This is a genomic window from Mycobacterium sp. IDUB_19, assembly GCF_055419445.1.
This window is the reverse complement of record NZ_JBVAXR010000030.1, coordinates 46,200-64,977: the sequence shown is the minus strand read 5'-3', so window position 1 is coordinate 64,977 and position 18,778 is coordinate 46,200. Positions and strand designations below refer to the sequence as shown.

The following is an 18,778-nucleotide window of genomic DNA, read 5'->3' as shown; positions in this document are numbered from 1 at the left end:
GGGAAGCTGTGTCAGGATCCTGCGGACGTTGTGTGGGCGTTATGAAGCCAAGGCGTCGGTAAGCCCGGGAACCGGGCTGGTCAAACGTGGAGCCGATGACGGGAATCGAACCCGCGTATTCAGCTTGGGAAGCTGATGTTCTGCCATTGAACTACATCGGCGCGGTTGCCCCAGAAGGCTAGCACCCGGGCGCTGGACCAGCCGTAACAGTTCAACACCGACACCGGAATACGGCTTTCTCGACAAATTTAAAATGCCCACATTTATTATTTCGTTATTGTGTCGTAATGTGCTCTGGGTGGGTCGGCACAGATTAGCCAGGAAGCGACGGAAGTCGCCGGTACTCCTGGCTGCGCTGCTGGCGCCCGCCGCCGTGTTCTTCGCGGTGGCCGGTGATGTCGGTCCATTCACCGCCCCGGCCGAAGCCAAACCCGTTATTGGTGACGTTGCGCCGAGCCACTTGGAAATCATCGCGGCGGCAGCGAATTTGCCGCATAGCGCGGCAGGTGTCGGTGCCCCGGATATCCAGCCGGCCGCATCGAGATACCACGTCCGATCCCGTTTCTTGCCCGCCGGACTCGCCTCGGAGCAGGGCCTGCAGGTGCGCACCATCCTGGCGTCCCGCGCAATCAGCACGACGTTTCCCGAGATTCACGAAATCGGCGGTGTGCGACCGGATCCGCTGCCCTGGCATCCCCTCGGCCTGGCGCTGGATGTGATGATCCCCAGTCCCGAGAGTCCGCAGGGAATCGCGCTGGGCAACGAGATCGTCGCGTACGTACTGAAGAACGCGCATCGATTCGGCATCCAGGACGCGATTTGGCGCGGCGTCTACTACACGCCCAATGGAGCGCAAGCGAGCAGGCTCGGCCACTACGACCACGTCCACGTCACGACGACCGGAGGCGGCTACCCCACGGGTGGCGAAATGTATCTCGCCGACTGAAGCCCGAGCCACGAGCAACCGTTAGGCTCGTCGCGTGCTGCTCTCCGATCGTGACCTCAGGGCCGAGATCAACGCCGGCCGGTTGGGCATCGACCCGTTCGACGACACCTTGGTGCAGCCGTCCAGCGTCGACGTTCGCCTCGACAGCATGTTCCGGGTGTTCAACAACACTCGCTACACCCACATCGACCCCGCCAAGCAGCAGGACGAGCTGACGACGCTGGTCGAACCCACCGACGGAGAACCGTTCGTCTTGCACCCGGGCGAGTTCGTGCTCGGCTCCACCCTGGAGCAGGTCGCCTTGGCCGACGACCTTGCCGGGCGTCTGGAAGGCAAGTCCTCGCTGGGCCGGCTCGGCCTGCTGACGCACTCGACCGCGGGCTTCATCGATCCCGGGTTCACCGGTCACATCACCCTCGAGCTCTCCAACGTCGCCAACCTGCCGATCACCCTGTGGCCGGGCATGAAGATCGGCCAGCTGTGCATCCTGCGATTGACCAGCCCCGCCGAGCACCCATACGGCAGTTCGCGGGTCGGCTCCAAGTACCAGGGGCAGCGGGGGCCGACTCCGTCTCGCTCCTATGAGAACTTCATAAGGTCTACATAGCTTCCAGAGCGTGCCCGCACACGGTTCCTGCGGGATTATTAGATAGTCAATGATTTCTCCTCCGCGCGGGCGCAGCCCGGCTGGCAACACCTTGGGAGGGGGTTGGTTTTGGATATCGTGCTCGGAGTCTCGATCGCACCGACGTCGGTCCAGATGATCGTGGTCGAAGGCGAGAACGCCGACGGTGCAGTGGTCGAAGAGGATGGGTTTGCGCTCGGCGCCGCCGATGACACAGAACCCACCGCGGTCCCCGATCGGGTGATCTCCGCGATCCTGGGTACCCGCGAGGGCGCCGCCGATGCCGGGCTGGAGCTGTCCTCCATCGGCGTGACGTGGACCGACCAGCTGCATGCGGCCGTGCTCCGCGACGCGCTGGCCTCCTACAAGCTCGAGAATGTGATGCTGGTCTCAGCGTTCCTGGCTGCCGCCGCGCTGGGCCAATCCGTCGGCGGGGCAATGGGTTACGACACGACTGCGGTGCTGTTCGTGGAGCCCGAGACCGCGACGTTGGCTCTTGTCGAGACCTCCGACGGATCCATCACCGCTGTCTACAAAGAAGAGATTGTCGCCGAGTCCTACGACGAGGCCACCGCACAACTCACCGGGATGATCGCCGGGCTCGATGACCTGGACTTGCCGCCCGGCGGCGTGTTCTTGGTCGGTTCGGGCGTCGACCTCGGGCCCATCAAGCCGGCGCTGGAGTCGGCGACTTCACTGACCGTGAGCGCGGCGGAAGAGGGCGAGACGGCGCTGGCCCGTGGCGCCGCGCTGGCGTCGGCGAACGCGCCATTGTTCGCGTCATCGACCGCGGCGTTGGCCTACGCGCAGGACCCGGGCACCGGTGCCGTCGACCCGTACGCGATGCCCGAGTACTTCGGCGTTTCCTACTTCGCCGGCAGCGCCGAGCACGGCGACGACGAGCGCGCCTACAGCCTGGTGCCGGACGACGACGCCGACGCTCCGACCGTCGTCATCAACCCGGCCAACCTCATCGAGCGGGACGAAAGCCAGCCGCGTCGCCGGCCGGTGCTGCTGCTCGGCAGCGGGATGGCGGTGATCGCGATCAGCGCGGTGGTCGCGCTCGAGATCGCGCTGGCGATTGGCATCCGCGCGACGAATGTGGCCGTGCAGCCCAGCCCAAACCAAAACCTCATCGTCCCAACCCAACCGGCTCCCGCGCCCCCGCCGGTTGAGGCGTCCGCCCCGAAGCCGAGGTTCACCCTGCCCGCGCCCGCGGCGGCGCCCAAGCCCTTGATGCCGGCCCTCGCGGCACCGCTGCCTGCGGCTCCTCCGCCGCTGCCGGCGGCCCCGCCGATTGCTCCGCCCGTGCCAGTTCCGGTTGTGGTGCCCCCGGTAATGCCGCTTCTGGTGCCGCCGGTCCACGTGCCCGCTCCGGATTGGATCATGAGCCCGCCGGTGATCCAGGCCCCGCCGCGTGTGTTGCCACCACCTGTGGTGCAGCAACCGTCGCCGGTCCATATCCCGGAGCCGCCGGTCACCGTCCCGCAGTCACCGCCGCATCAAATTCCTCCAGAATCCGGCCCGAAGCCTGGTGGCCCCGAGAGTGGCCCCGGTGGTGAGAGCGGTGGGCATGTTCCGCCTCCCGGCACGGGGTCGGGTGGCGCCAACGGCGACGGCCCCGGTCACTACCCCGGCTCGGGCCCGGGCGGCGGGCATTTCCCTCCCCCGGGTACTGGTCCCGGAGGTGAGGGTGGCGGTGGCCCCGTTCACGTTCCCGGCACGGGTCCCGGTGGCGCCGGCGGCGGTCCCATCCACCTGCCCGGGGGTCCCGGCACGGGCTCAAGTGATGAGGGTGGCCCTGCTCCCATCCATATTCCGAGCGGTCCGATCGGCGGTGGCGGTCCCTTTGGTGGCGGCGGCCATGCTCCGAGCGGGCCCATTGGTGGCGGGCCTTCGGGTGGGCCCGTCGGCGGCGGTGGCGGCCACGCACCCAGCGGCCCCTTTGACGGTGGCGGTCCCTTTGGCGGTGGCGGTCCCGTCGGCGGCGGTGGCGGCCATGCCCCCAGCGGCCCCATCGGTGGCGGTCTCTTCGGCGGTGGCGGGCCTTCGGGCGGGTCCATCGGTGGAGGCGGCCACAGTGGTGGCGGCCTTGGTGGCGGCGGTGGCGGTGGTGGCTTTGGCGGCGGCTTTGGCGGCGGAGGCCACAGTGGCGGCGGCTTTGGCGGCGGTGGTGGCGGAGGCCAGAGCGGCGGTGGTGGCGGCCACCACTAGCCATCTCGCCTTGGGCGGGGCGAGCGGAACGGGCGTAAAATCGTGTCGCTTGGGGAATACAGGGTGGGGACTCGTGACGTCTCGAGGTGGCCGGAGCCTGCGATGACGACGATCTCCACGGCACTGTCTAGCAAATGACGATGGAGGGGCTTTGGACACCGTACTTGGTGTGTCGATGGCGCCGACGGCAGTCCGGATGGTTCTGGTCGAGGGTGAAAACGGCAATGGCGCCACCGTCGACGAAGACAATTTCGACGTTGCTGCCGACGATGACACGGCAACGGCCAGCGCAGCGAACCAGGTGGTCTCGGCGATCCTGGGCACCCAGGAGGGTGCGGCCCAGGGCGGCTACCAGCTGACATCGACAGGCGTCACCTGGACCGATCCCATCGAGGCCGCCGCGCTGCGTGACGCGCTGGCCGCGCACAAGGTCGAGAATGTGATGCTGGTCTCGGCTTTCCTGGCCGCGGCCGCTCTGGCGCAGGCCGTCGGCAACGAAACCAACTACGCGCAGACCGCGCTGCTGTTCATCGAACCCGACACCGCGACCTTGGCGCTCGTCGATACCTCCGACGGGTCGATCGCCGATATACATCGCCAGCCCCTGCCCGACGACGATGACGCGGCGGTAGCGCAGCTGGCCACGATGGTCTCGGAGGCAGAGGCGCTGGAGAGGCGTCCGGGCGCCGTGTTCGTCGTGGGCTCCGGCGTGGATGTTCCGCTGATCAAGTCGGTGCTGGAGTCCGCGACCACGCTTCCGTTGGCGATGCCCGAGGAGCCGGAGACCGCGCTGGCCCGCGGAGCGGCGCTGGCGTCGGCGCACGCGCCGCTGTTCTCGTCATCCACCGCGGCTCAGGCATACGCGCAGGACCCCGGTACCGGTGCGATCGCCCCGTTCGCGATTGCCCCCGGATATTTCGACATCCCAGGTGACGAGGGCGCGCTGGCGTACAGCGCCGTCCACGACGACTACGCCGAGGCCTACACCGGTGAGCACACCGCCGCCACCGCGCTTGCTGACTATCACGACCACAGGTCATTCGGGCTGGTCGGCAGCGTGGTCGCGGCGATCTTCATTGTCGGCGTGGCGGCGCTGGTCGTTTCATTGGCCGTCGCGATCCGCCCGACGTCTGGCGTGAAACCCGCGCCAAGCCAGAACATCGTCGCCCCGCCCACGGCTCCCGCAGCCCCGGCACCTGCTCTGGCGCCAGCGGCTCCCGCCCCGGCGCCCGAGGCGGCCCCGATCCCGGCTCCGGCGCCTGCTCCTCAGGCCCCTGCCCCTGCCCCTGCGCCGGTCGCGGTGCCCGCGCCTGCTCCGGTCCCGGTGCCTGAAGCGCCTGCGCCGATACCCGAGGCTCCGGCGCCCGTTCCGGTGCCGGCGGCCCCGGCTCCCGCACCGGTGGCGCCGATTCCCATCCCGATCCCACTGCCTATACCTCCGATCATCGGCGGGCCGATAGGTCCCGGTGGCGGCGGGTTCCCCGGTAACCAGGGCCACGACGGCGGCGGCTTCCCGGGCGGCGGTCACGGTGAGGGCGGCTTCCCCGGCGGCGGTGGCCACGGCGGTGGCGGATTCCCTGGCTTCCCCGGTGGTGGCGGCGGTCACGGTGGTTTCGGCGGCGGCCACGGCGGTTTCGGTCACCGGTAGTTCTCTAAAGAGCCACCTAGTCACCTCCCGTTTGCCTCCCGATTAGCGGAGCGATGCAGTTAGCTCATCGCGGCCACCTACACACGGTGGTATGCGATGCACCGTCTTTGGCACTGGGTATCTGGGTGCCACGCACGCCGTGGGTATGGCAGAACTGGGACACGAGGTCATCGGGGTTGACATCGACCCCGGAAAGGTCGCCAAGCTCGCCGCGGGTGACATCCCCTTCTACGAGCCAGGTCTCCGAGAGTTGTTGGCCGACAATCTGGCTGCCGGGAGACTGCGGTTCACCACCGACTACGACCTCGCTGCCGATTTCGCCGATGTGCACTTCCTGGGCGTCGGCACGCCGCAAAAGAAGGGCCAATACGGCGCCGACCTCTCCCACGTCCACGCTGTCATCGACAGCCTCGTGCCCCGGCTGACCAGAGCGGCGGTGCTGGTCGGCAAATCGACTGTCCCAGTAGGCACTGCCGCGGAGCTGGCCGAGCGGGCCGCCGCACTGGCCCCCGCGGGCGTCGACGTCGAAATCGCTTGGAACCCGGAGTTCCTGCGGGAGGGACACGCGGTGCACGACACCTTGGAGCCGGACCGCATTGTGCTTGGCATCCAGCAGGATTCGGTGCGCTCGGAGATCGTCATCCGCGAGTTGTACGCACCGCTGCTCGACGCCGGTGTGCCGTTCCTGATAACCGATTTGCAGACAGCGGAATTGGTCAAGGTATCGGCCAACGCCTTTCTGGCAACCAAGATTTCGTTCATCAACGCGGTCTCCGAGGTGTGCGAGGCCGCGGGTGCCGATGTCACGCTGCTGGCCGACGCGCTCGGTTACGACTCCCGGATCGGACGCAAATTCCTCAACGCGGGCTTGGGATTTGGCGGCGGCTGCCTACCCAAGGACATTCGAGCGTTCATGGCCCGCGCGGGCGAACTGGGAGCCAACCAGGCGCTGACGTTCCTGCGCGAGGTGGACAGCATCAACATGCGCCGGCGCACCAAGATGGTTGAGCTCGCCACCAGCGCATGCGGCGGTTCGCTGCTGGGCGCCAACATCGCCGTGCTCGGCGCGGCGTTCAAGCCCGAGTCCGACGATGTCCGCGACTCGCCCGCGCTCAACGTCGCGGGCCAGCTGCAGCTCAACGGCGCCGCGGTCAACGTCTACGACCCGAAGGCCCTGGAGAACGCCCGTCGCCTGTTCCCGACGCTGAACTACGCGGTTTCGGTGACCGAGGCGTGCGAGGGCGCGGACGCGGTCTTGGTGCTGACCGAGTGGCAGGAGTTCACCAGCCTTGACCCGAACGACCTCGCCGACCGGGTGCGGGCCCGCGTCGTGGTCGACGGCCGCAACTGCCTGGACGTCGAGCGCTGGAAGCAGGCGGGCTGGCGGGTGTACCGGCTCGGGGCGCGACGCCCCTAGCGCACACCCTTGGCGGGTAGCCTGATTGCGTGGATTACGCGGCCGCCTTTGTCGAGGAAAACCGCACGTTTTCGGAGCTTTTCCGCGATGTCGACGACTCACACCCGGTACCGACCTGCCCGGGCTGGAGCCTCAAGCAGCTGTTCCGTCACGTCGGGCGGGGCGATCGCTGGGCGGCGCAGATCGTGCGGGACCGACTCGACCAACCGCCCGACGTCCGCAGCGTCGAAGGCGGCAAGCCACCGCCGGATCCCGCCGACGCGATCTCCTGGTTGCACGGCGGGGCGCAGCGGCTGCTCGACGCCGTCGAGCTGTCGGGCGTGGAGACACCGGTGTGGACCTTTCTGGGTGAGCGTCCGGCGAACTGGTGGATCCGGCGGCGCCTGCACGAAACGTCGGTGCATCGCGCCGACGCGGCCATCGCCCTGGGACGCGACTTCACCCTCGAACCCGACGTCGCGGCGGATGGGATCACCGAGTTCCTCGAGCGGATCGCGATCCAGGCCGGCAGCAACGGCGCCGCGCTGCCGCTGGACGACGGCGATACTCTGCACCTGCACGCGACCGACCCCGGGCTGGGTGAAGCCGGCGAGTGGACGGTCAGCGTCTCCGAGACCGGCATCGCCTGGTCACACGAGCACGGCAAGGGCAGTGTGGCGTTACGCGGCGGTGCCACCGAGCTGCTGCTGGCGATGTCGCGGCGAACTCCGCTCGCCGACACCGGCATCGAGATGTTCGGCGACGACGCCGTGTGGCAAAGCTGGCTGGAGCGCACGCCCCTCTAACAACGTCGGGGAAACGACGTGCTGTGCAGGGCCACACGGTAATTTGCAGATCATGACCACCTCGGAGATCGCCACCGTTCTGGCTTGGCACGACGCTCTCAATACCTCTGACATCGCGACCTTGGAGGCTTTGTCCAGCGACGACATCGACCTGGCCGACCCGCACGGAGCCCAACAAGGCCACGAGGCGCTGCGCACGTGGGCCTCCTCCGGCCGGGTGGCCACGGAACTCGGCAAGATGTATGTGCACGACGGCGTCGTGGTCGCCGAGCAGCAAGGAGCCGGCGCGCTGGCATTCCGGGTGGTCCACGACCATGTCACCTCGGTTTTCCGTCATCAGGACTTGGCGTCGGCGCTGGCGGCCACCGAACTCACCGAGGCCGACCTCGTTACTTAAGGCATAGGAGCCACTTCATGCGCGGAATCATCTTGGCCGGCGGTTCGGGCACTCGCCTGCACCCGATCACGATGGGCATCAGCAAGCAGTTATTGCCGGTCTACGACAAGCCGATGATCTACTACCCGCTGTCCACGTTGATGATGGCTGGAATCCGCGACATTCTGGTGATCACCACCCCGCATGACGCGCCCGGCTTTCAGCGACTCCTCGGCGACGGTTCGCAATTCGGGATCGACCTCAGCTACGTCAAGCAGGAGAAGCCAGACGGTCTGGCGCAGGCTTTCGTCCTGGGCGCCAAGCACATCGGCAATGATTCGGCGGCTTTGGTGTTGGGGGACAACATCTTTTACGGCCCGGGGTTGGGCACCAACCTCAGTCGCTTCCAATCCGTCAGCGGCGGAGCTATTTTCGCGTATTGGGTGGCGAACCCGTCGTCCTACGGTGTCGTCGAGTTCGGCGAGGACGGGATGGCGTTGTCCTTGCAGGAGAAACCCGAAACGCCGAAATCCAAGTACGCGGTGCCGGGCCTGTACTTCTACGACAACGACGTGATCGAAATCGCCAAGGGCCTGAAGAAATCGGATCGCGGCGAGTACGAGATCACCGAGGTCAACCAGATCTATCTCAACCGCGGCCGGCTGTCGGTCGAGGTCCTGGCCCGCGGCACCGCGTGGCTGGACACCGGCACCTTCGACTCGCTGCTGGATGCCAGCGACTACGTCCGCACCCTGGAACGTCGGCAGGGCCTGAAGGTCGGCGTTCCCGAGGAAATCGCCTGGCGGCAGGGCTGGATCGGCGACGAGCAGCTGGCGACACGTGCGCACTCCATGGTCAAGTCCGGGTACGGCGGCTACTTGCTGGAGCTGATGGAACGGGGCTGAGTCCGCCGGGTTTTGCCAGCACCGCGGCGATCGCCGTCGTCAACGGCACCGACAGCGCCAGCGCGATTCCGCCGACCGCGGAGCGCACGAGTTCGATGGCCACGCTCTCACTGATCAGCACGTCGCTCAGCGACCGGTTGGCGACGCTGAACAGCAGCAGCAGCGGCAGCGAGCTGCCGGCGTAAGCCAGCACCAGCGTGTACACCGTGCTGGCGATGTGATCGCGTCCGACCCGAATTGCACTCAGGAAGATCGTTCGTCGGGAGGTGTCGCCGCCAACGTGGGCAAGCTCGAACACGGTCGAAGCCTGCGTCACGGTCACATCGTTGAGCACACCCAGCGATCCGATGATGAACCCGGCGAGCAGCAGGCCGCTGATCGACACACTGCCCAGGTACGCGCTGACCGCAGAGTTCTGCTCATCCGAGAGCCCAGTCAAGTGAACGAGTTCGATTGCCGCCCAAGATAATCCGGCGGCCAGTAGTAACGCCGACAAAGTGCCCAGCAAGGCGGCGCTGGTGCGCAGGTTGACACCGTGCGCGAGATAGATGACCACGTACAGGATCGCCGCCGACGCCACCAAGGCCACCGGGACCGTGGGCGCGCCGTCGCGCAGCGCCGGCAGCAAGAACACCACCAGCACCAAGAATGCGACCACGATGCCCACCAGCGCCAGCAGCCCGCGCCAGCGTGCCACCGCCACAATGACCAACGCGAACGCCAGGGCCAGCCCGACCAGCGACCAGCCGCGCTCGAAATCGTAGAACGCATACGTGGTGGAGCCTTGGGCGTCGACCTGCCGCACGACCCGGATGTGGTCCCCAGCCTTGAATTGCGGTTGGCCGGGGCCGGGGGAGAACTCCAGCAGCGTATTCGCGGCGGCATTGGGCCCCGAATCGATTGCGACCAACGTCTCCACACAGCGTCCCGTGCCCGGAGCTCCCGGCTGCGGCGCCGTGGTGAGCACCTGACTGGCTGACGGGCTGCCGCAGTCGCCCAGTCCGCTCGACAACACGTGCGCGCGCTGAGTGCTGACCGCCCCGCCGGTCGCGCTCTGGAACGGCATCGGGATGTCGACATGCTGGCGGCTCGGCCACAACAACGCAGCGCCGGCGATCACGGCTATTCCGATCGCAATCAGCAGTCCCACGACGATTTTGGCGGGCAGCGGCCCCAGCGGGGACGGACCTGACGACAGGTTGTGCGAGTGCGAGTGGGTCACCCGCTCCACCGTAGAGGCGGCGCGAACCTGCTTACTGTCGATAGCTGGTCAGGAAGTTGCCCAGCCGCTCGATCGCGGCCGACAGATCACGCGCCCACGGCAGGGTCACGATACGCAGGTGATCCGGTGCCGGCCAGTTGAAGCCGGTGCCCTGGCCTACCAGGATTTTCTCCTGCAGCAGCAGATCCAGGACCAGCTGCTCGTCGTCGGCGATGTCGTAGACCTCGGGGTCCAGCCGCGGAAACGCGTAGAGCGCGCCATCCGGCTTGACGCAGGACACCCCGGGAATCTCGTTGAGCTTGGTCCACGCGACGTCGCGTTGTTCGAGCAGCCGACCGCCGGGCAGCACCAGGTCGTCGATGCTCTGGTACCCGCCGAGGGCGACCTGGATCGCGTGCTGCGCCGGAACGTTCGGGCACAACCGCATGTTGGCGAGCAGGCTGATTCCCTCGATGAAGCTGCCGGCGTGGTCCTTGGGCCCGGTGATCGCCAGCCATCCCGCCCGATAGCCGGCGACCCGGTAGGCCTTCGACAGGCCGTTGAAGGTCAGGCACAACATGTCCGGGGCGAGCGTGGCCAGGCTGATGTGCTTGGCCTCGCCGTAGAGGATCTTGTCGTAGATCTCGTCGGCGAGTAGCAGCAGTTGGTGCTTACGCGCCAGCTCGACTATCTGGCTGAGGATTTCGCGGCTGTAGACGGCGCCGGTGGGGTTGTTCGGGTTGATGACGACCAGCGCCTTGGTGCGCTCGGTGATCTTCGACTCCATGTCAGCGATATCCGGCTGCCACCCCTGCGTTTCGTCGCACAGGTAGTGCACCGGTGTGCCGCCGGCCAGCGACGTCGACGCCGTCCACAACGGGTAGTCGGGCGAGGGAATCAGCACCTGATCGCCGTTGTCCAGCAGGGCCTGCAGCGTCATCGTGATCAGCTCGGAACATCCGTTGCCGAGGAAGACGTCGTCGACGTCGAATCGGGGGAAGCCGTCGACCAGTTCATAGCGGGTGACCACGGCGCGCCGGGCCGGCAGGATGCCCTGCGAGTCGGAGTAGCCCTGGGCGTAGGGCAGCGCCTGGATCATGTCGCGCATGATCACGTCGGGTGCATCGAAGCCGAACGGCGCCGGGTTACCGATATTCAGCTTGAGGATGCGGTGCCCCTCGGCCTCCAGCCGCGCAGCATGCTGGTGCACCGGGCCGCGGATTTCGTACAGAACGTCCTGAAGCTTGGACGACTGCGCGAAGGTTCGCTGCCGCTGGTGGCCGGGGCTGTGCACGGGCACCTGGTGAGTGGTCACGTCACCTATGGTGCCATCGTTGTCCACTGAAATTTGCTGGTCGACGCCAATCTGTGATCAGCGTTTACCCGGTGGACGGGCGCCGCGTGCGATGCCGAGCCCCTTAACAGGGGCTGCCGGAGGTGCCGCGTCGCCATTGGATTCTCCCGATGGCTCCGGCTTCGACTCCGGTTTGACCTCAGTTTTTTGCTCGTCGGCCGCGGGGGCCTCCGCTTTGGCTTCGGCTGCCGGGGCTTCGGCTGCCGGGGCCGCAGCTGCGGCTTTCTTGGCGCCGGGCCGCTTGGCGCCCGCGGCGATACCCAGGCCTTTCACCGGTGCGGCGGGCGCCTTGGGCTCCTCGGGCTCGGCCTGGGGCTCGGGCTCGGCGGCCTCCGCCTTGGTTTCACTGGTTTGCTCGGCTGCCGCCGGCTTGGCGGCCGGGGCCGCTGCAATCTTGGCGCCCGGTTTCGTGGCGCCGGCGGCCATGCCCAGGCCTTTGACGGGCGCGGCAGGCGCCTTGGCTTCCTCGGCCTCGGTGCTCTGCTCGGCTGCCGGTGCCTCGGCGGCCGGAGCCGCTGCGTTCTTGGCGCCCGGTTTCTTCGCGCCCGCGGCCATACCAAGTCCCTTGGCAGGCGCAGCCTTGGCCTCGGCGGCCTCGGTGCTTTGTTCGGCCGCGGGGGCCGCTGCGTTCTTGGCGCCGGGTCGCTTGGCGCCGCCGGCGATACCCAGCCCCTTCGCGGGTGCGGCGGCCTTGGCGGGCTGCTCCGGCTCGGGCGCCGCGGGTTCCTCGGTCTTGGCGGGCGCTTCAGCCGGGGCGGCCGTTGCCGCGGCCTTGGGCTCGGCTTTCGCGGCCCGTTTCTCTGCTTGCTTGGCGGCCGTGCCCTTCTCCGGCAGCGTCGCCTTGTCGTACTCGAGCGAACCGAGCAGGATCTGCGCGACGTCGAGCACCTCGACGCCGCTGCGGCCGGCCTCTTCCTGCCGGTCGTTGACACCGTCGGTGACCATCACCCGGCAGAACGGGCACGCGGTCGCGATCGTCGCGGCATTGGTGGCCAACGCTTCGTCGACGCGCTCGTGGTTGATGCGCTTGCCGATGTGCTCTTCCATCCACATGCGTGCACCGCCGGCGCCGCAGCAGAAGCTGCGGTCGGAGTTGCGCGGCATTTCGGTGAGGTTCGCCCCGGCGAAACCGATCAGCTCGCGCGGCGCCTCGTACACCTTGTTGTGCCGGCCCAGGTAGCAGGGGTCGTGATACGTAATGTCCTGCGAGACAGGCGTTACCGGAACCAGCTTCTTGTCGCGCACCAGCCGGTTGAGCAGCTGGGTGTGGTGCAGCACGCTGTAGTTGGCGCCCAGCTGGCGGTATTCCTTACCGATCGTGTTGAAGCAGTGCGGGCAGGTGACGACGATCTTGCGGTCGACGGTCTCCACGCCCTCGAACACCCCGTCCAGGGTTTCGACGGCCTGCTGGGCCAGCTGCTGGAACAGGAACTCGTTGCCGGACCGGCGTGCCGAGTCGCCGTTGCAGGTCTCCCCGGTGCCGAGCACCATGTACTTCACCCCGGCGACGGCCAGCAGTTCGGCGACGGCCTTGGTGGTCTTCTTGGCCTTGTCGTCGTAGGCGCCTGCGCAGCCCACCCAGAACAGATACTCGTAGCCGTCGAAGCTCTCAACGTCCTCGCCGTAGACCGGGACGTCGAAGTCGACCTCGTCGATCCAGTTGGTCCGGTCTCCGGCGTTCTGCCCCCACGGGTTGCCCTTGGTCTCCAGGTTCTTGAACAGCACCGACAGCTCGGAGGGGAACTCCGACTCCATCATCACCTGGTAGCGGCGCATATCGATGATGTGATCGACGTGCTCGATGTCCACCGGGCACTGCTCGACGCAGGCGCCGCAGGACACGCACGACCACAGCACGTCGGGATCGATGACACCGCCCTGCTCGGCGGTGCCGACCAGCGGGCGGGCCGCCTGCTCGGGTCCGTGCCCGGGAATCCGGCCGAAGCCGGACTCCGGAACATGGTGGCCTTCTTCCTTTACGGTCTCGAGGTCCAGACCCTCAAGCGGCTCGGCGGTTTTCTCACCCAGGATGTAGGGCGCCTTGGCCATCCAGTGGTCGCGCAGGTCCATGATGACGAGCTTGGGCGACAGCGGCTTTCCGGTATTCCAGGCCGGGCACTGCGACTGGCAGCGCCCGCACTCGGTACAGGTGGCGAAGTCGAGGTTCGCCTTCCAGGTGAAGTCCTCGATCTTGCCGCGACCGAAAATATCGTCCTCGCCGGGATCTTCGAAGTTGATCGGCTTGCCACCGGACTCCATCGGCAGCAGCGGGCCCAGGCCGTCGGGCAACCGTTTGAAGGTGACGTTGATCGGGGCCAGGAAGATGTGGAGGTGCTTGGAGTGCAGCACGATGAGCAGGAAGAATAGCGCCACGGCGATGTGGGCGATCAGCGCGAACGTCTCGATCCACTCGTTGGTCGTCGTACCCAGCGGATGCATGAGCGCGCCCATACCGTGCGAGAAGAACGCGCCCCCGCCGTAGGGGAAGTTCCCGGTGTTGACTGCGGCACCGCGGAAGATCGCAAAGCTGAAGATGACCAAAAAGATCATGAACAGGATCAGCCACGCGCCGCCGGTGTGTGAACCATAGAACCGTGACGAGCGGCCGTATTCCTTTGGCTCGCTGCGTAACCGGATGATCGCGAACGTCGTAATTCCGGCTAGTACGGCCAGGGCGATGAAGTCCTGCAGAAAGCCCAGCGCGTCCCAGCGGCCGACGATGGGGATGTGGAAGTTGGGCTGGAAAAGGGTGCCGTACGCCTCGATGTACACCGTGATGAGGATGAAAAACCCCCACATGGTGAAGAAGTGGGCAAGGCCGGGGATGGACCATTTCAGCAGCTTGCGCTGACCGAACACCTCGGCGATTTGAGTCCAGATTCGGGTGCCGATGTCGTTGGTGCGGCCGCTTGCCGGCTGGCCGGACATGATCAGCCGGTACAGCCACCAGACGCGTTTCAGTGCAAAAACGACCACGACCGCGGTCAAGCCCAGCCCCAACACCAATCTGATGAGCGTCTGCGTGGTCACAGCAGGTCTCTCCCCATTGCATCGTCAGTCAGCGAAAATTCGTTCGATCTTTGCTAGCTCATACTGACATCTGCGCTGCTATCGACGCGAGAAAGGTTGCCCTAACTGGCGTTCGTCAAAGTCTTTGACCAGCGCCTTAGCTCTCCGGAGCCAGCATGGCGCGCAACATAGAGAGCATCTCCGAGCGCGAGCCGGCGCCCAGCCGGCGCCGGATCCGGGCGACATGGTGCTCAACCGTCTTCGCCGAGATGAAGAGCTGCGCGCCGATGTCGCGGTACGGCATGCCCAGGAGCAGGAGTTCAGCGACTTCGCGTTCCCGATGGGACAGCGGCGATCCCGACGTCGGCTGGTCCGGGGGCGACGGCGTCGCACCCGCCGGCTCGTCGCCGGCCGGCGCGCTGGGAAGGTCCCCCGGGGCCGCCCCCAACTTGAGATCGCGGGCCAGTTGCAGCATGGCCCCGGACACCCTGCCGTCGGGTGTCTGCAGCGCGGCCTGGCCGGCCAGCCGGGTCGCGTCGGAGGTCAGCCCGACATGCGACAGCGAGCGGGCCGACGCGGTGACCTCGTCGGTGTCGACCTGGTTGGCCAGCACGCGTAGCCAGGTGCGCCCGGCGCCCGACAGGGTCTGCGCGAGCGAGCTGGCGGTCGCCGCCGCACCAAGGGCCTGCCCATGCGGGGCGACCAACTCCGGCGCGTTGGCGAGGATTCCCGCGTGCACGCCGGCCCAATGCAGTGGGATTGACCACAAAATCGGGTTACCCAGCGATTCCAGCAGGGTGAGCGCCTGATCCAGGGCGTGTCGCAGCTGTTCAACCTGCCGCATCCGGGCGGCCGCGACCCACAACTCGCCCAACGGCAGCAACGCGAACAGGTCGACGGAATACTCTGCCAGCACTTCCATGCCTGCGTACCAATGCTTTTGCAGTGCGCCGGTATCGCCGCTGCGCCGCGCGATCGCCGTCTGCAGCGCCGCCGCCCACAACGCGTCGCGCCGGTGCAGCGGGGCAGCTCCGGCCGCGGCGACGTCCGCGCCGGCCGATGCCAGCTGCCCGTCCAGCATCTTGATCCAGCCGGACAGCAAAGTGTGCCGGGGCGCAAACAGCGCGTCACCGTCGGCACGCGCGGCGCGGCCGATCACGCTGCGGGCGCGGACCGGATCGCCGCCGTGGATCGCGGCCAAGGTGACCAGCGCGGCCGGGCTGTCCGGAGTGACTACGTTCATGGATTGTTCGGCCGTGATGGCTTGGCCGAGTTTCGTCATCGCTGCCGGATACGGCTGGTCCATGGTCAACAGCAGCCCCTCGGCCAGGCTGCGCGAGGTGCGGGCGGCCATCGTCGGCGGACCGGAGTCCTTGAGGCGCAGCGCGGTTCGTGCCGTCGTCAGATCGCCGGTCGCGGCGAGCACGATCGCTGCGGCCGCGCCGACCACCGCGTCCGGCTGCGCGCCCAGCCAACTGAACAATTCCGCCGCCTGATTCGCGTTGCCTTCATGGGCCGCAACGCTGGCCGCGATCCGAACCGCCGCGGCGCGTTCGGCCGGATCCGGTGAACTGAGCAGGCCGTCGGCCAGTGCTGCCGCGGCGGCGCAGTCTCCCGTGCGGGCCAGCGCGTCGGCGACACTCGACGTCAGTCCTTCGGCGCCGGCGTTGACAGCAGCCTGGTAAAGCCTTGCGGCCCTGCCGGATTCGCCCCGCACAGCCGCGGCTTGCCGGGCGAGAATGCCCGCCAGCCGGTCATCTTTTAGCCCGTGTTCGGCGAGTCGCAACGCGAGCTCCGGCGAAACGGTTGAGATGTCGAGTTGTGAACGCAGCAGCGAGGTTTCAACCTCGCGGTGATGGGCATTGCCGACGATCTGGGCAATCGCGCCATGCACCAGCTGCCCGAACTCTCGGGTGTGCGACGGCTCGATCAGCCCGCTGGCGCGTGCCCGATCGACGAGCCGGTGAGCTTCACCCGCCGAAATCCCCAGTGCCGCAGCAACATCGGCTGCCCCCAACTCCTGCGTCAGCGACATGATGAGAAGCGTGTCCAGGTCGGGTTCGTCGAGCCGGCGCAACCGCGCGATCAGCGCGAACGTCGCCGCCTGGGCCGGCGATTGTGTCCCCTGCGTCGTTGCATGCACCAGAAAGGGGAGGCCCGCGGTGGCGGCCAGGAGGTCTTCGGTGACGGGCAGCGGGCCCAGCGAAATGCGCGGTCGATCCCGTTCCATGGCCACGGTGAGGTCCCGCAGCCGCTCCTGCGGCTCGCCGGCCACCACCACCGTGGTGCGCGGGTCGGCGACGCACTCGGCGAGGCTGAGCAGTTCGGGCTCGCTGAGCAGATGGGCGTCGTCGATCACCCACGCCGCGTCGGGCGGATCGCCGGCGCGAGGAGGGCGGGCGAGCACCGTCAGCCCCGCATTGCGCAGTATGTCGCGGGCGGTTGCGAGAGCCGTGGACTTGCCGAAGCCGACGCCGCCGCTGATCAGGAGCTTCACCGGAACCGCCGACGCGCTGGCCAGGGCCTCGGCGGCTGCTGCGGCGATCGGGGAGTCGCTCATGTCGCGTACCCCCTGGATTCGGCGCTTCGCTGGTGGTCGGCAGCGGCTTTCTCACCATAACCGCACCTACCCCCGTATCCCGGTAGGCATCCCCGTAGTCGCGCCGTTCCCCTAAAGCAGCACCCCCTAATGGCGTCGTACGGCAGGTGGGTTGTGCACCGATCACACCGTCCGGCTGAGCCGATAGCATCGTGGTAATTGACTGGGCTTTCCCTGCGGAGGCGGCGGCAGGGGCAGAGGGCGGCAAGGAGGTGGACTCGATGGCAAACTCATTGCTTGACTTCGTGATCTCGCTTGTGCGCGATCCCGATGCCGCAGCGCGCTACGCGGCCAACCCCGCGCAGTCCATCGCAGATGCCCACCTTACCGATGTGACCAGCACGGATGTGAACAATCTGATTCCCATGGTGACGGACTCGCTGGCGACGGCCACTCCCGCTGGCCCTGCCTCGGGGATGCCCGCCGCCGAGCACGGAAACGTCTGGGCAAGCGGAGCGGCCGCGGCGGCCCTCGATGCGTTCACGCCGCACACCCCCGCTGGGGTGGTCGATTCACATGCTCCGACCGGTGGCGTTATCCATCAGCCGTCCGCCCCGGCGCTCATCCAACCGCCGGCCGGGCCGCACCCCCTGGGGATCGATTCTCCGGGACCATCGGTGCAGCTCACCGGCGCTGGGGTGCCCGAGAGCACGGTCGACCACGGGGGATTCCCTGCGCACGATGTAAGCGTGTGGGACCACCCGGTCGCCCACCCGCACCCTGCCGAGCCGGAGCACCACGACTTCGGCCTGCACGGCTGAATCATCCCATTTCTCGGCGGCCATTACGGCCTTGAGCTGGTCAAATGCTGTTCACTAGGGGCATTTCCGATCCTGCATTGGGGTTCACTGCAAATCCCCTAATCCCCTAACGGCGTGCACCGCCGGATCCCGATGGGGTCCCGGTCAGCTGGGGGATCCGTCCCCGATTCCGAGCAGAGCCCGAGTCCATAGCGTGTATTGCAGAGCGCCGGGTATCCGGCTCAGGGGATTTTGAAGGGGAATCGATCATGGACTCGCTGATCCAATACATCATGGATTTGTTTACCAATCCGGACGCGGCTCGCGCCTTCGTCTCGGGACCCGGGCAGGCCATGACCGATGCCGGTCTGGTCAATGTGGCTCCGGAAGAGTTCTCGTCCGCGGTGGCCAGCGCCTTGCCTGGTGTGCCTCTTGGTCCGGGCGACCCGATCGGTGGGTTGCAGCAGGTGCTGACCGACCAATACGGCTTCGCCCCGGGTTACGGAGGCTACGACCAGGGCTACGGCGGCTATGACCCCGGCTATGGCGGATACGACCCGGGGTACGGGTACGGGCCCGGCCTTGTTGGCGCGGTTGCCCAGGACGCGGGCGCCCTGGTGGGTGACGCGGCTGCCCCCGTTGTCGACGGCGCCGGCGCTGTCCTTGGTCTCGGCGATGCGCTCGTGGGAGACGTGGGTGGCGGACTGCTCGGTGCTGTCGACGCCGGACTGTACGGCGGCGGGTATGGCGGGTTCGGCCTACAGACCGGCTTTGGTGGATTCGGATCGGGCACCGGCGAGTGGGGCCACGGCTTCCGCCCGGGCTGGGGCGAGCCTCGCCCTGGTTGGGGACACGGGTGGGGCGACGGACGGCCTGGTGAGGGACACGGGTGGGGCGACGGACGGCCTGGTGAGGGACACGGGTGGGGCGACGGACGGCCTGGTGAGGGACACGGGTGG

Annotated in this window: 14 protein-coding genes and 1 tRNA gene; 10 read left to right on the top strand and 5 right to left on the bottom strand. The window is 67.4% G+C overall.

Translation table 11 applies throughout. The features are described from left to right. Positions 1-87: 87 nt before the first annotated feature. Positions 88-161, bottom strand: a tRNA-Gly gene (locus tag ACZY0B_RS20745). 137 nt (positions 162-298) lie between these two features. On the opposite strand from ACZY0B_RS20745, the gene ACZY0B_RS20740 reads away from it, so the two are divergent. From ACZY0B_RS20740 to rfbA, 8 genes are all read left to right on the top strand, one after another. Then, on the top strand, positions 299-946 hold the full coding sequence (locus tag ACZY0B_RS20740; RefSeq protein ID WP_463766092.1) for a hypothetical protein: 648 nt from the start codon (positions 299-301) through the stop codon (positions 944-946). A 34-nt stretch (positions 947-980) separates the two neighbouring features. Next, entirely contained in the window at positions 981-1,553 is a 573-nt protein-coding gene (gene dcd / locus ACZY0B_RS20735) for a dCTP deaminase (RefSeq protein ID WP_463766091.1), read from the top strand. 108 nt (positions 1,554-1,661) lie between these two features. After that, positions 1,662-3,785, top strand: a complete 2,124-nt coding sequence (locus ACZY0B_RS20730) for a DUF7159 family protein (protein ID WP_463766090.1) — start codon at positions 1,662-1,664, stop codon at positions 3,783-3,785. Between the two features lie 151 nt (positions 3,786-3,936). Further along, positions 3,937-5,433 carry a DUF7159 family protein gene (locus tag ACZY0B_RS20725; protein ID WP_463766089.1) on the top strand — a complete coding sequence of 499 codons (1,497 nt, stop codon included), beginning with the start codon at positions 3,937-3,939 and terminating at the stop codon, positions 5,431-5,433. A 91-nt stretch (positions 5,434-5,524) separates the two neighbouring features. Then, the gene (locus tag ACZY0B_RS20720) at positions 5,525-6,850 is read left to right on the top strand and encodes a UDP-glucose dehydrogenase family protein (protein WP_463766088.1); all 1,326 of its coding nucleotides are present in this window, start codon (positions 5,525-5,527) and stop codon (positions 6,848-6,850) included. Positions 6,851-6,879: 29 nt separating this feature from the next. Further along, the gene (locus ACZY0B_RS20715) at positions 6,880-7,635 is read left to right on the top strand and encodes a maleylpyruvate isomerase family mycothiol-dependent enzyme (RefSeq protein WP_463766087.1); all 756 of its coding nucleotides are present in this window, start codon (positions 6,880-6,882) and stop codon (positions 7,633-7,635) included. Positions 7,636-7,687: 52 nt separating this feature from the next. Then, a complete protein-coding gene (locus ACZY0B_RS20710) occupies positions 7,688-8,032 on the top strand; it encodes a nuclear transport factor 2 family protein (protein WP_463766086.1) in 345 nt (114 codons plus the stop codon). Positions 8,033-8,049: 17 nt separating this feature from the next. Then, positions 8,050-8,916, top strand: coding sequence for a glucose-1-phosphate thymidylyltransferase RfbA (gene rfbA, locus ACZY0B_RS20705; RefSeq protein WP_463766085.1), 867 nt, complete (start codon positions 8,050-8,052; stop codon positions 8,914-8,916). Here rfbA and ACZY0B_RS20700 read toward each other — a convergent pair. The 4 genes from ACZY0B_RS20700 to iniR form a co-directional block, all read right to left on the bottom strand. Beyond that, the gene (locus ACZY0B_RS20700; RefSeq protein ID WP_463766084.1) at positions 8,867-10,138 is read right to left on the bottom strand and encodes a YibE/F family protein; all 1,272 of its coding nucleotides are present in this window, start codon (positions 10,136-10,138) and stop codon (positions 8,867-8,869) included. The genes rfbA and ACZY0B_RS20700 overlap by 50 nt on opposite strands. A gap of 31 nt (positions 10,139-10,169) precedes the next feature. Further along, the gene (locus tag ACZY0B_RS20695) at positions 10,170-11,459 is read right to left on the bottom strand and encodes a pyridoxal phosphate-dependent aminotransferase (protein ID WP_463766083.1); all 1,290 of its coding nucleotides are present in this window, start codon (positions 11,457-11,459) and stop codon (positions 10,170-10,172) included. A gap of 30 nt (positions 11,460-11,489) precedes the next feature. Continuing rightward, positions 11,490-14,501 (bottom strand): (Fe-S)-binding protein, encoded by a 3,012-nt coding sequence (locus ACZY0B_RS20690; protein WP_463766082.1) that lies wholly within the window; start codon positions 14,499-14,501, stop codon positions 11,490-11,492. Positions 14,502-14,637: 136 nt separating this feature from the next. Next, entirely contained in the window at positions 14,638-17,040 is a 2,403-nt protein-coding gene (gene iniR, locus ACZY0B_RS20685; protein ID WP_463766081.1) for an isoniazid response ATPase/transcriptional regulator IniR, read from the bottom strand. Positions 17,041-17,300: 260 nt separating this feature from the next. On the opposite strand from iniR, the gene ACZY0B_RS20680 reads away from it, so the two are divergent. Both ACZY0B_RS20680 and ACZY0B_RS20675 read left to right on the top strand, forming a co-directional pair. Next, on the top strand, positions 17,301-17,840 hold the full coding sequence (locus ACZY0B_RS20680; protein ID WP_463766080.1) for an Rv0340 family IniB-related protein: 540 nt from the start codon (positions 17,301-17,303) through the stop codon (positions 17,838-17,840). A gap of 248 nt (positions 17,841-18,088) precedes the next feature. Then, positions 18,089-18,778, top strand: a 690-nt coding sequence (locus ACZY0B_RS20675; protein ID WP_463766079.1) for an IniB N-terminal domain-containing protein, incomplete at its 3' end; no start/stop codon positions are given.